14 protein-coding genes are annotated in these 12,257 nt (G+C 67.2%); 4 read left to right on the top strand and 10 right to left on the bottom strand.

Features of this window, described 5'->3' with window-relative positions; translation table 11 throughout:
• Window positions 1-23 precede the first annotated feature (23 nt).
• Entirely contained in the window at window positions 24-680 is a 657-nt protein-coding gene (locus ACFXNW_RS18935) for a TetR/AcrR family transcriptional regulator C-terminal domain-containing protein (protein ID WP_379419004.1), read from the top strand.
• A 30-nt stretch (window positions 681-710) separates the two neighbouring features.
• On the opposite strand, the gene ACFXNW_RS18940 is transcribed toward ACFXNW_RS18935, so the two are convergent.
• The 4 genes from ACFXNW_RS18940 to ACFXNW_RS18955 form a co-directional block, all read right to left on the bottom strand.
• Window positions 711-1,211 carry a cupin domain-containing protein gene (locus ACFXNW_RS18940; RefSeq protein ID WP_379419005.1) on the bottom strand — a complete coding sequence of 167 codons (501 nt, stop codon included), beginning with the start codon at window positions 1,209-1,211 and terminating at the stop codon, window positions 711-713.
• Between the two features lie 91 nt (window positions 1,212-1,302).
• The gene (locus tag ACFXNW_RS18945) at window positions 1,303-2,268 is read right to left on the bottom strand and encodes a hypothetical protein (protein WP_379419006.1); all 966 of its coding nucleotides are present in this window, start codon (window positions 2,266-2,268) and stop codon (window positions 1,303-1,305) included.
• 593 nt (window positions 2,269-2,861) lie between these two features.
• Window positions 2,862-4,028, bottom strand: a complete 1,167-nt coding sequence (locus ACFXNW_RS18950) for an RNA polymerase sigma factor (protein WP_379419007.1) — start codon at window positions 4,026-4,028, stop codon at window positions 2,862-2,864.
• A 6-nt stretch (window positions 4,029-4,034) separates the two neighbouring features.
• On the bottom strand, window positions 4,035-4,442 hold the full coding sequence (locus ACFXNW_RS18955) for a YciI family protein (RefSeq protein ID WP_379419092.1): 408 nt from the start codon (window positions 4,440-4,442) through the stop codon (window positions 4,035-4,037).
• 176 nt (window positions 4,443-4,618) lie between these two features.
• On the opposite strand from ACFXNW_RS18955, the gene ACFXNW_RS18960 reads away from it, so the two are divergent.
• Entirely contained in the window at window positions 4,619-5,815 is a 1,197-nt protein-coding gene (locus tag ACFXNW_RS18960) for an NAD(P)/FAD-dependent oxidoreductase (RefSeq protein WP_379419008.1), read from the top strand.
• Window positions 5,816-5,873: 58 nt separating this feature from the next.
• Window positions 5,874-6,770, top strand: coding sequence for an RNA polymerase sigma-70 factor (locus ACFXNW_RS18965; RefSeq protein ID WP_379419009.1), 897 nt, complete (start codon window positions 5,874-5,876; stop codon window positions 6,768-6,770).
• Window positions 6,771-6,850: 80 nt separating this feature from the next.
• Here ACFXNW_RS18965 and ACFXNW_RS18970 read toward each other — a convergent pair whose 3' ends face one another.
• On the bottom strand, window positions 6,851-7,687 hold the full coding sequence (locus tag ACFXNW_RS18970) for an alpha/beta fold hydrolase (RefSeq protein ID WP_379419010.1): 837 nt from the start codon (window positions 7,685-7,687) through the stop codon (window positions 6,851-6,853).
• A gap of 71 nt (window positions 7,688-7,758) precedes the next feature.
• Between ACFXNW_RS18970 and ACFXNW_RS18975 the strand changes: the two genes are divergently transcribed.
• A complete protein-coding gene (locus tag ACFXNW_RS18975; protein WP_379419011.1) occupies window positions 7,759-8,184 on the top strand; it encodes a MarR family transcriptional regulator in 426 nt (141 codons plus the stop codon).
• Window positions 8,185-8,214: 30 nt separating this feature from the next.
• Here ACFXNW_RS18975 and mraY read toward each other — a convergent pair whose 3' ends face one another.
• From mraY to ACFXNW_RS19000, 5 genes are all read right to left on the bottom strand, one after another.
• Window positions 8,215-9,291: a phospho-N-acetylmuramoyl-pentapeptide-transferase gene (gene mraY / locus ACFXNW_RS18980; protein ID WP_379419012.1), complete on the bottom strand. Its 1,077-nt coding sequence runs from the start codon at window positions 9,289-9,291 to the stop codon at window positions 8,215-8,217.
• Window positions 9,292-9,390: 99 nt separating this feature from the next.
• Entirely contained in the window at window positions 9,391-10,614 is a 1,224-nt protein-coding gene (locus tag ACFXNW_RS18985) for an NAD(P)/FAD-dependent oxidoreductase (RefSeq protein WP_379419013.1), read from the bottom strand.
• Complete coding sequence (locus ACFXNW_RS18990) at window positions 10,611-10,796, bottom strand: rubredoxin (RefSeq protein WP_379419014.1); 186 nt, start codon at window positions 10,794-10,796, stop codon at window positions 10,611-10,613. The genes ACFXNW_RS18985 and ACFXNW_RS18990 overlap by 4 nt, the downstream gene beginning before the upstream one ends.
• Window position 10,797: 1 nt before the next feature.
• On the bottom strand, window positions 10,798-10,977 hold the full coding sequence (locus ACFXNW_RS18995; RefSeq protein WP_379419015.1) for a rubredoxin: 180 nt from the start codon (window positions 10,975-10,977) through the stop codon (window positions 10,798-10,800).
• Window positions 10,977-12,200, bottom strand: coding sequence for an alkane 1-monooxygenase (locus ACFXNW_RS19000; protein ID WP_379419016.1), 1,224 nt, complete (start codon window positions 12,198-12,200; stop codon window positions 10,977-10,979). The genes ACFXNW_RS18995 and ACFXNW_RS19000 overlap by 1 nt, the downstream gene beginning before the upstream one ends.
• Window positions 12,201-12,257: the final 57 nt, after the last annotated feature.

Consider the following 12,257-nt stretch of genomic DNA (forward strand, 5'->3'; position numbering starts at 1 on the left):
GTATCAGACCGAGGAGAGTGACAGTGCACAAGCTCGACGCCGAAGTAATAGCCGAGGCTGCGCTCGGGTTGCTCGACGAGGTCGGGCTCGACGGCCTGACCATGCGTAAAGTGGCCGCGGCTCTCGATGTTCAAGCACCCGCACTGTATTGGCACGTCAAGAACAAGCGTCAGTTGCTCGATGTCATGGCGCGCGCCGTCTTCGTTTCCGCCGCCTCCGATCTCGAAGCACCGCGCCAAGGGCAGCATTGGCAGGACTGGTTGGCGGAGGTCGCCCGTCGGCTACGCCGGTCGATGTTGCGTTACCGCGACGGTGCCAAGGTTCTCGCCGGTACCTACGTAAGTGACGAGTCTGTGTCGCGCACAGTCGAATTAACGCTGCGCACCCTGGAGGATGCGGGCTTCTCGATGACCGATGCCAGTCGTGTCCTCCCACTCCTGCTGCACTACACCATCGGATTCGTCATCGAGGAACAAGCGCGCTCCGGTGCCGAATACGCCGACAGCAATCCCTATGAACCCGAACGTCTCGGGCAAGAAATCGATGCCGACCGCTATCCTCGGACCGCTCGCATGGTGACCGAGACGTTCACCGCCGACACCGCAGCCGAGTTCGACCACGGTCTACGCGTCATTCTCGCCGGAATCGCGGCAACTCGCACCGATCCCGAACTTCGTTGATGAGGTCTGGTCGACGGCGGCGTCGAGACCTCAACCGCGGGTGATCTCCTCGCGCCAGGTCGGGCTGTCGACGTAGTGGTTGTCGTAGAGCTCGGAGCTGTCGCGGATCTCCTGGACTGTGGCTTCACCGCGGTAGACGCGCTCGAGCAGCCGGTAGTAGTCGAAGCGGTGCAGGCCGGGGGTGAAGACCACGAGGAGCTCTGCCTCCGAGTCGGGTTCGGGGGCGAAGGCGTGCGGCACCGTCGGCGGGACGGTGAGGAAGTCGCCCTTGCCGAGATGGACGACTTCATCCCCGAGCAGGATCCGCATCGCGCCGTCGAGGACGAGGAACATCTCGGTGGCCTTGGCGTGGAAATGGGCGGGCGCGCCGGGGGAACCCTTCTCGAAAGTCGCCCGGTTAGCGGTCAGCGCGCCCCCTGTCGCGTCGGCGTCGGCGAGCAGGGTGATGAGGCTGAGTGCACCGTCCTGAACCGTTGCGGCGGACTCGGCCCGGACGAGAACAGGGCTTGCGGTGCGGGCGGAATCAGTCATCGAACAACTCCCTGAGGGTCGTGAGCGGCATCGTGTACCGCCTATCGATGAAATGACGACGCGCGGCGCTGCAGTGTGACATATCGGCGCGCTACGACGATGTTCGGTCGCCTGCCTCGATCAACGCGTCGAGTTGGCGTTCGGCGCGTTCGGCGCGGGCCAAGGTTTGGGCGCGAGCGTCGTCGAGGGCGGCGATGCGCTGCGCGGTATCGGCGGTAGCCTTCTCGATAGCTGTGGCGGCCTCGGCGCGGGCTGCGGCGATGTCGTGGGTGGCGGTGCGGCGGGTGTCGGCGAGTTCGGTGCGTGTGCGGTCGAGTTCGATGCGGCTGTGGTCGAGTTCGGTGCGCACACGTTGCAATTCCGTGCGGGTTTCCTGGATCGCTTCCGCGCGTTCGGCGGCGGTGCGTTCGGCGCGTTCGATGGCACGCTCGGCGTCGGCGGCGCGTTGGACGGCGAGGTCGCGTTCGGCGCCGGCGGCGGTCACCTGCTGGGTCGTGGTGCGGCGGATCTGCTCGATCTCGGCGGCGCTCGCGCCGCGTACGCGTTCGATCTCTTCGCGGGTTTGTTCGCGCAGTCGCTCGATATCGTCGGCGGTTTCCTTACGGATGGCGCGGATGTCGGCTTCGGCGGCGCTGCGGGCGGCGAACACCTCGTCTGCGGCCTGTGTGGTCACCGATTCGACTTCGCGGAGCGCGTCATCGCGAGTAGTGAGCGCTGCGGCGGTCCTGGCCTCGGCGTCGGCGATGCGCGCTTCAGCGGCCTCGACCGCCGCGATGGCGTCCTCAGCGGCTTCCTCGGCGTGCAGCCGCTGCTGCTCGGCGTCGCGCCTGCCTTGTTCGGCGTCGGCGGTGGCGACTTCGGCTTCGGCGATGCGGCGGGCGGCGTCGGCTTGGATCTGCTGAATCTGGGCCTCGGCCACCGACGGATCGGCCAGCGTGGCGAGTTCGGCCACGGCTGCGTTGACGGTGGTGCCCAATTGCTGTGCCAGCACACGGAACTGTTCGAGCAGCTCGTCGGCGCGCACCCGTGCGGCCACTGCCGGACCCGGCCGCGTCACAGTGACGGAATCCCCCGGGGTGGCCGACTCCTGTTGCTGCCGTTGACGTTCCCGCCACGCCCGCCACCGCGTGTGCTCGGGAAGGTCGCAGTATTCCGAGGGTCGCCCCGGCCCGCCGCTCTTGGTCACCGGTCGAGCACAGCTCGGGTAGTTGCATGCGTTCGCCACTCGTAAATCGTAGCGTTGGTTTCGTTTGATGCGACGTTATGACACGCTACGAAACCCCGTGGAGGCAAAAGAAATCCCCGGCGAATACGCCACTTTCTAACCTCCGATAAGTGAACATTATCGGATGTCAGAAGGCGAGGCTCAGTCCGGAAGCCGCGCCGGTCCCTATCGCGGATTCAGTCGTTTTCCGACGCTGAATACAGCGAGTGGCTTCGGATGGAAAACTGTGGTCGCTGGTACTTCCGTACCAATCTTGGCGCGTTCGTCTCCCCGACTCATCGTGGCGCGGGCCGGTGACGACAAGCAGGACCTGAGTGACCACCTGCCCGGTGGTTCGGGCTGAATACGCCGTGGTCCGCGCCGGCACCAACGCGGCGCCACGTGAACGGCCCTCGGTCCGCGAAACTGCCGCTCGGCGATCGTGTTCAGCCGCCGGGCCCGGTTCGGCCGTGGTGGAGTTCGGTATTGAGTCGCGCCGCTTGGCGGGTGAGGTGGTCGCGTTCGGGGAGGTTGGACGCTGATCGAGCGGCTTCGGTGTAGAGCCGGGCCGCGGTGGCCGAGTTACCGTCGCGCTCGTGCAGGTAGGCGGCGACGGCGGTGTAGCGGGGCAGGGTGGGGTCGAGTTCGGCGAGGGCGGCCAATCCGGCACGCGGGCCGTCGGCTTCACCGACCGCGACGGCGCGGTTGAGGCGTGCCACGGGGTTGCCGGTGAGGCGCACCAGCTCGTCGTACCACTCGACGATCTGCACCCAGTCGGTCTCGGCGGCCGTGCGGGCGTCGGCGTGCAGTGCGGCGATCGCGGCCTGGGCTTGGAACTCCCCCAACCGGTCACGGCTCAGCGCGGCTTGGAGTATCTCGACGCCTTCGGTGATCAGGTGGGTGTCCCACCGGCTGCGGTCCTGCTCGGCGAGCGGTACGAGGCTGCCGTCGGTGCGGGTGCGCGCCGGGCGGCGGGCGTGGTGCAGCAGCATCAGCGCGAGCAGGCCCGCGACCTCTTCGTCGTCGGTGCGGGCCGCGAGTTGTCGGGTGAGCCGGATTGCCTCGGCAGCGAGGTCGACCTCACCGGTGTAGCCCTCGTTGAACACGAGGTAGAGCACGCGCAGCACCGTGGCCAGGTCGCCGGGCTGGTCGAATCGGACACCGTCCACGGTGCGTTTGGCTCGGCTGATGCGCTGAGCCATGGTCGCTTCGGGCACGAGGTAGGCCTGCGCGATCTGCTGCGTGGTCAGGCCACCCACCGCGCGCAAGGTGAGCGCGACCGCCGAGGCCGGTGTCAGGGACGGGTGTGCACACAGAAAGTACAGCTGGAGTGTGTCGTCGACACCGTGGCCCGGGCCCGGCGTGGGTTCGGCGTCGACGAGGACTTCGCGCCGTCGCCGGGAGGTGTCGGCGCGGGTGGCGTCGAGGAACTTGCGCCAGGCCACAGCGACCAGCCAGCCCTTCGGGTCGCGCGGCGGATCCTGCGGCCGCACCCGCACCGCTTCGATCAGGGCTTCCTGCACGGCGTCCTCGGCCGCAGCGAAATCGGCTCCGCGGCGGACGAGGATCGCGATCACCACGGGGGTGAGGGTGCGCAGCAGCGGCTCATCCACGGTGGGTCATTCCGTGATGGTCTGGTGCGTGGTCAGGAACGGACGCAGTTCGAGCCATTCGTGAATAGGTTTGCCGCCCGCGCCGGGAGCCGCGGACAACTCACCGGCCAGTTCCACCGCCCGTTCGTAGCTGTCGACATCGATGACCATCCATCCGGCGATCAGGTCCTTTGTTTCGGCGAAGGGGCCGTCGGTGATCGGGGGGCGGCCTTGGCCGTCGTAGCGGACGAACGTGCCTTCTGGCGAGAGTGCCTGCGAGTCGACGTACTCGCCGCTGCTTTCCAGCCGTGCGGCGAAGTCGTTCATGTACTGCACGTGGGCCGAGATCTCTTCCGGCGTCCACTGGTCCATCGGCACGTCCTCGACCGATGCCGGTGCGCCACGGTAGTGCTTGAGCAGCAGGTACTTGGCCATCATGTTCTCCTTGGTCGGTTACGGCCCATTGTGGCCGCATTCACCTCTGGGACGGCGCCACGCGACGGTTCTCGACATCCCCGCACCCCTCCATAATGTGATCCACCTCACACATCTGTCACAGCGGCCGGGCGGTCGGTGTCTTGTGCACGAACCCTCGAACGAAGGAGAACACCATGACCGCGCACACCGATGTGGTCGTGATCGGCGGCGGATACGCCGGCGTCATGGCAGCCAACCGTCTCACCCAGCGCGACGATCTCACCGTCACCCTGATCAACCCGCGGCCCGGTTTCGTCGAGCGGATCCGCCTGCATCAACTGGTCGGCGGAACCGGCGAAGCGGTCGTCGACTACCGCGACGTCCTGGCCGAGGGCATCGAGCTGGTGGTCGATTCCGTGACACGGATCGATGCGGCCGAACACACCGTGGCATTGGCCTCTGGCGACACGCTGGGCTACGACTACCTGATCTACGCGGTGGGCAGTGGCAGCGCCGACCCGCGAGTGCCGGGTGCTGCCGAATTCGCCTACCCCATCGCCACTCTGGAAGCCGCGCAGCAGCTGCGCACCGTCCTCGACACCACCCCCGCGACGGCCGCGATCACGGTCGTCGGCGCAGGCCCGACCGGTATCGAAACCGCCGCCGAGCTGGCCGAGCTGGGCCGCGCCGTCACCCTGGTCTGCGGTGCGATACTCGGACCGTATCTGCACACGCGGGGTCGGCGTTCGGTCGCCAAGCGGCTGGCCGCACTGGGGGTCACCGTCCTCGACGGCCCTGACGCGGAGGTAACCGGCGTGACACCCGAGACCGTCCGGCTCAGTGGCGGCCACACCCTGCGCAGCGACCTCACCATCTGGACCGCAGGCTTCGGCGTACCCGATCTGGCCGCACGCAGCGGCTTGAGCACCGACGCCGCGGGCCGCCTGCTCACCGACGAAACCTTGACCAGCGTCGACGATGCGCGCATCATCGCGGCCGGGGATTCGGCGGCACCCTCGGATATGCCGTTGCGGATGAGCTGCCAGGCCGCGATACCGCTGGGTGCGCGGGCCGCCGACACGGTCCTCAGCCGGATCGCGGGTGAACAGCCCGCCACCCTCAACCAGAAATTCGCAGGCCAGTGCATCAGCCTGGGCCGACGTGCAGGCATCTTCCAGTTCGCCCACGGCTACGACGTCGCACTGTGGCTGCACATCGGCGGTCGCCCCGGCGCGAAAGTCAAGGAATTCATCTGCCAGGGCATCGTCGAACACCTGGCCGGCGAAGCACACAAGCCCGGCTCGTACCGATTGCACCGCATTTCAGGAGGCGACAAGCGCAGACAACTGCTCGAGGGCCGCCAGGCGACCGCCGCGCAACGGGCAGCCTGAACAGCGCGCTCGGCAACCCGGGATCATGAGACCACCTGCGACCGACAGAGGCCCAGAGATGAGCGACCCTGCCACCACCGCGGCGACCGAGACCTTCCTCGCCCACCGCAACCTGCTGTTCACCGTCGCCTACGAGATGCTCGGCTCGGCAGCCGACGCCGAGGACGTGCTGCAGGAGAGCTGGCTGCGGTGGGTGCAGGTCGAGGTCGGGCAGGTCAGCGATCAACGCGCCTACCTGGTCCGGATCACCACCCGGCAGGCGCTCAATCGGCTGCGCACCATGAAGCGTCGCAAAGAGGCCTACGTGGGTCCCTGGTTGCCCGAGCCGCTGCTCACCGCACCTGATGTCGCCGAGGACGTCGAGCTGGCCGACAGTATGTCGATGGCGCTGATGCTGGTCCTCGAGACACTCGCACCCACCGAGCGCGCGGTGTTCGTGCTGCGCGAGGTATTCGACGTCGGCTACGACGAGATCGCGGACGCGGTCGGCAAAAGCCAGGCCGCGGTCCGCCAGATCGCGCACCGCGCCCGGGCGCACGTCGCCGCGCGCCGCCCACGGTCGGCGGTGTCGGCGAGCCAGACCCGCGCGGCGGTGCAGTCGTTTCAGAAGGCGATGGAAACCGGTGACCCGCAACGGCTGCTCGATGTCCTCGCCCCCGAGGTCGTGCTGATGAGCGACGGCGGCGGCGTCAAACGCGCCGCGCAGCGCCCGGTGACTGGTGTCGACACGGTCGTGCGCTACATCCTCAGCGGCATCGACAAACTCGGGGCTGCGCTCACCTGCGAGCCGACTACTGTCAACGGCCACGCGGCGTTGTTGTTGTGCGTGGGCGGCGAGGTCGAAGGCGTGATGGCCTTCGCTGTCGGCGGGGGCCGCATCACCGGCATCTACTTCGTCCTCAACCCGCAGAAACTGACCCATATCGACGCCGAAACCGCGCTCACCCTGCGGTGAATCATCGTGTCGGCCGGCCCCATCACCACACGGATTCAGTGCGACAGGCGTTCAGGAAAGCGTAGGTGAGCGCGGGTGTGTTATCCGGCTCGACTGATGATGGACCGGATCTGGTCGGCGTAGGCGCGCGGATGGGTCATGTTGCCGTTGTGTCCGCCCGCGAAGATCGCTACCTCGGTGCCGAGCAGGCCGGCCAGTTCGGTGGCGCACTTGCGATCGAAGACCTGGGGTGGAGTGGTGCGCCCCGCGGCGGGAATGATCCGTACCCCACTATGTTTCGCGCGTGCCACGTCGAGCCAGTCGGTCCGGACGGCAGTGAAGTCGCTACCGAGGAAGTAGCCGAAGTTCGCCGCCCGCTCCGCGGTGATGGCGGGTAGCTGCACGCCGGGCTCGATGTCCTGATCGGCTGGATTGATGCCGAGCGTGCGGGCCATCGGAGCCAGCGCCGCCTGCCAGCCATCGGTGTGGAACACCTGCTGGCAGTGTTCGAGCTCGCGCAGGTGCTCGGCCCGGTCGGTGGCGGCCAGCAGCCACGGTGCGACGGGTTCGTGCGCGATGAGGGTGTCGAGTTGTTCGGGGTGATCGACCGCGAGGTGCAGGCCGATCACCGCTCCCATACTGCAGCCCAGCACGTGTGCGGGTCCGCGGGATATCTGGGCCAGCAAGCGGTGGACGTCGTCGGCGTGGGTCGCCATCGTCGGCGGACGGGTGCCGTCGTGGATCGTGCTGCGCGACAAGCCACGACGGTCGTAGGTGACGACCGTGAAATCGTCGTGCAGGTGCTGGACCAGGGCGTCTGTCCTGTTGGCGTCGCCTTCCCCGCTTTGCGAGATCAACAGCAGGGGCCCGTGGCCACGGACTTCGTAGTAGAGCTCGGCACCGGGAACCGGCAGGGTGGCGGTTTCGATCGTCGTCATGAGCCTCAACGTAATGCATCATTTCTGATCCATCAATGCTGATACATCAGGACTGATGTAGTGTTGGCGACATGAACGGAGTCGAACTGTTCCTGCTCGGCCGGGCTCTGATGAAGGTCGGCGAGCAAGCACTGCCGGATACCGGCGACGGAAGCCACGCCACGGTGCTGGTCGTGTTGCAGGATGTGTTCGACCACCCCGACGCCGCGATCAGCGAGATCGCCGGTCGCACCGGATTTCCGCAGAGCGCGGTGTCGATGGCGGTCGCCAGGCTCCGCGAGGCGGGCTCACTGGTGGCACGGACCGATCCCCGCGATCGCCGCCGCACACTCCTTCGCCGCGCGACCGACGTATCGCCCCGGGTCGCGCAGGTGCGCACCATGAGCATCGATGAGGCGATCGGCCGCGCCCTCGGCACAGATGACGCCGCAGAGATTCGAGAAGTCGTGCACGCTCTGGAAAGCGTCGCGCAACGCATGGGCTTGCGGACGATGTAGTCCTACAGGTCAACACCCACGCGGTCGCACCTACCCGATCGCGGACAGATATTCGCCGTAGAACAGCATCAGCCCAACGGCTGCGGCGATCGCACCGAGCAGCCAGAACCGGATGATCACTGTCGTTTCGGCCCAACCACTCAGCTCGAAGTGGTGATGAAACGGCGCCATCTTGAACAAACGCTTCCGGGTGGTGCGGAATACCGCGATCTGCAGCAGCACCGACAGAATCTCGGCGAAGAACACCGCGCCGACGGCCGCCATCAGGAATTCGGTGCGGCTGGTCATCGACAACCCGGCCAGCAAACCACCCAACGCCAGCGACCCGGTGTCACCCATGAAGATCTTCGCGGGCGCGGCATTCCACCACAGGAACCCGACACACGCGCCCGCACCGGCCGCACACACGATCGCCAGATCCAGCGGGTCACGCACCTCGTAGCAGCCGGCCTCCGGAGCTGTCGAACAGGCGTTGCTGTACTGCCAGAAGGTGATGATCACATACGAACCCAATGCCAAACTGATCGTCCCGGCCGCCAGCCCGTCGAGGCCGTCGGTGAGGTTCACCGCGTTGGACCAGGCCACCACGAGGAAACACGCAACGAGCAGGAACACGATCAACGGCAACGTCACCGTCGCGACATCACGGACGTAGGACAGCTGTCTGCTCGCCGGGGTCAACCCCGCGCTGTCGGGAAACCGCAATGCCAGCACACCGAAGATGACCGCCGCCCCGAGTTGGCCGACGTACTTGCCGGTCGCGGTCAACCCGAGATTGCGTCGCCTGGTCAACTTGATGAAGTCGTCGAGGAAACCGACCACGCCCAGTGCTGTGGCCAGCCCGAGCACAAGCAGCCCCGAGGCCGTGATCCCCTGCCCGTCCTCCCCCATTGCGATCAGATGCGAACCCAGATAGCCGGCCCACATGCCGATCAGGATCGCGATTCCACCCATGGTCGGGGTGCCGCGCTTGGATTGGTGGCTTTGTGGGCCCTCGACCCGGATCTCCTGGCCGAGCTGACGGCGCGCGAACACCTTGATCAGCATCGGCGTCAAGATGATCGACACCGCCAGTGCGATCATCGCCGCGAACAGGATCTGCCGCATCCCGCCCCTCCCACGCCGAGTATCACCCCGGCTCACTCGTCGTACAACGTGGCCTTACGCCGTCAGATGCTAACCAAGTCGGCGGTGGTCACGCTCGGCTCACCGCGACGGGACCTCTGCGGTGTCGCGCACCGCCGCGTCGAGCGGGCCCTGCGCGCAGGCCTCGGCATCGAGGTTGGCGCCGCGCGCGATCAGGCCGCGGGCCGCCCGGATATCGGCCGGGCATCCCACGCCCGCCGCGCCGACGAGCCTGCCCGCGCGCAATGCCAGTACCGCCGGCGTCTGGCCGTCCGCACCGCGAACAACGAGCTCGTCGCCGGAGCCGATGCGTCCGGCGAATTGCAGATTCACCCCGTACTGGGTGGACCAGCCCCACGGCACCTCAGCCGCCGCGGGTGCGGCGCCGAGCATCGACCGCGCTGCCCCGGCACCTTGGGCCTGGGCGCTGTTCCAGTGCTCACTGCGCTCGAAACCATCCAGTTCGGGGGTGTAGCGGTTGGCGACGTCACCGGCGGCATAGATGCCCGGCACGGAGGTCCGGTAGTGCTCGTCGACGCGAATCCCGTTGTCGACCTCCACGTCCGCGGTCTCGGCCAGTGCGGTCTCGGGCACCGAACCGATCGCCACCAGCACCGACGACGCATTCCAGCTACGGCCATCGCTCGCTGTGGCCGTGACCCCGTCCTCATGGTGGGCGAGCCCATCGAGGGTGACATCGTTGTGGATGGCGACGCCATGGCCGGCATGAATGTGCTCCATGTGCGCGCCGAGAATTGCGGGAACGACACGTTCCAATGGCGCCGACGCCGCGTGCACGACCGTCACCGCAGCGCCGAGACCGCGTGCGGTGGCGGCGACTTCACAGCCGATCAGCCCGGCACCGACCACGAGCAGCGAGCCGCCATCGAACACCAGCGCCCGCAGCATCTCGGCGTCGGCGATCGACCGCACCGTCCGCGCCGACGGGTGCTGACCGGGCAATGTGCGCGCTCGCGCCCCTGTGGCCAGCAGCAGGCTGTCGTAGCTGAGGATGCTGCCATCACTGAGCCGCACCCGCATGTGCTCGGGTTCGATGACCTCCACCCAGGTCCCGATCCGCACCTCGACCTGCGCGGTTCGCCACGCTTCGGCGGAATCGATGAGCAGTCGAGCCTCGACCGCGGTGCCTGCGAGCACCTCCTTCGACACCGCGGGCCGCCGATACGGCAGCACGGGCTCACCACCCACGACGACGATCTGTCCGGTGTAGCCCTCCCCGCGCAAGGTGCGCGCCGCGCTCGCCCCGGCGACCCCTGCGCCCACGATGACGATGCGTCCCCTCATGCCCGACTGACCTCGACCATGTCGAAATCGGCCTTGGCCGCACCGCAGTCGGGGCACGACCAGTCCTCGGGGATCTCATCCCAGCGGGTGCCCGCGGCGATACCGTCTTCGGGCCAGCCCAGCGCCTCGTCGTATTCGAAACCGCACTGCACGCAACGGAACAGCTTGTAGTCGGTACTCATCTCATGCTCCTGTCGTGGTGGAAACGGGCTCGAAGTCGAGCTTTTCGCGCACCCCGCAGTCGGGGCAGCACCAGTCGTCGGGGATCGCCGACCACGCCGTGCCCGCGGGGAAGCCTTCGCGGGGCGCGCCGGCCGATTCGTCGTAGCGGTAGTCGCACACCGGGCAGCTGTAGACGGCCATCACGCGACCCCGTACCGGGCCAGCACCCGATCCCGCTTACCGGGCTGGATGTTCACGCGGCTGATATCGCCGCCGTAATGGGCAAGGACGCGGTGATCCATCACCTTGCGCCACAGCGGCGGAAAGTAGGCGAGGCCGATCATGCTGGCGTAGCCGCTGGGCAGGTTGGGGGCACCGTCCATGCTGCGCAGGGTCTGATAGCGCCGGGTCGGGTTCGCGTGATGGTCGCTGTGGCGCTGCAAGTGGTACAGGAAGATATTGGTGACGATGTGATCGGAGTTCCAGCTGTGTTCGGGCGTGCACCGCTCATAGCGCCCGGCCGCGGTGCGCTGCCGCAGCAGACCGTAATGCTCCAGGTAGTTGACCGTTTCCAGCAGCGAGAACCCGTACACCGCCTGGATCACCAGAAACGGCAGCACACTCGGACCGAACACCGCGACCAGCCCACCCCACAGCACGATGGTCATCAGCCACGCGTTCAGCACATCGTTGCGAAGAGTCCACGGCCCCTTGCCCATCCGCTGCAACCTGGTCCGCTCCAGCTCCCACGCCGAGCGCAGGCTCCCCCATACGCTGCGCGGCAGGAAACTCCAGAACGATTCGGCGAACCGGGAGCTGGCCGGATCTTCTGGGGTCGCGACGCGCACATGGTGGCCGCGATTGTGCTCGATGTAGAAGTGGCCGTACCCGGTTTGGGCGAGAGTGATCTTCGACAGCCAGCGCTCCAGCTCGTCCTTCTTGTGCCCGAGTTCGTGCGCGGTATTGATACCGACACCGCCCATCACGCCGATGCTCAGCGCGACGCCGATCTTCGACCACAGACCGAGCCCGCCGTCGACGCCGAGCCATGACAGGTCCGTCGCCGTCCACAGGTAGGCGGCGAACACCACGCTGGCCAGCTGGAAGGGGATGTAGGCATAGGTGCAGTAGCGGTAGTAGCGATCGTTTTCCAGGTACTCCATGACCTCATCGGGTGGGTTCTGCCCGTCCGGGCCGAAGAACCGGTCCAGAATCGGCAGCAGCACATACACCAGCAGCGGCCCGATCCACCACCACACCGGTGCGACCTGCTGCCAGCCCAGCTGGTTGAACACCCAGACCAGCGCGGCTGCCAGCCCCAGGGCGGTCGGTGGGATCAGCCCGAACAGCCACAGGTAGCGCTTGCGATCACGCCACTGCGGTGTCGCCGCATCGGCCCGCTCCCCCATCCGAGACGTCGTCATCGTCGTTCTCCTTGCTTCGTGAGCGAACAGCCCGCGCATCGACCGGACCAGCCGCAT

It is taken from the genome of Nocardia sp. NPDC059180 (assembly GCF_042754945.1).
Taxonomy (GTDB): domain Bacteria; phylum Actinomycetota; class Actinomycetes; order Mycobacteriales; family Mycobacteriaceae; genus Nocardia.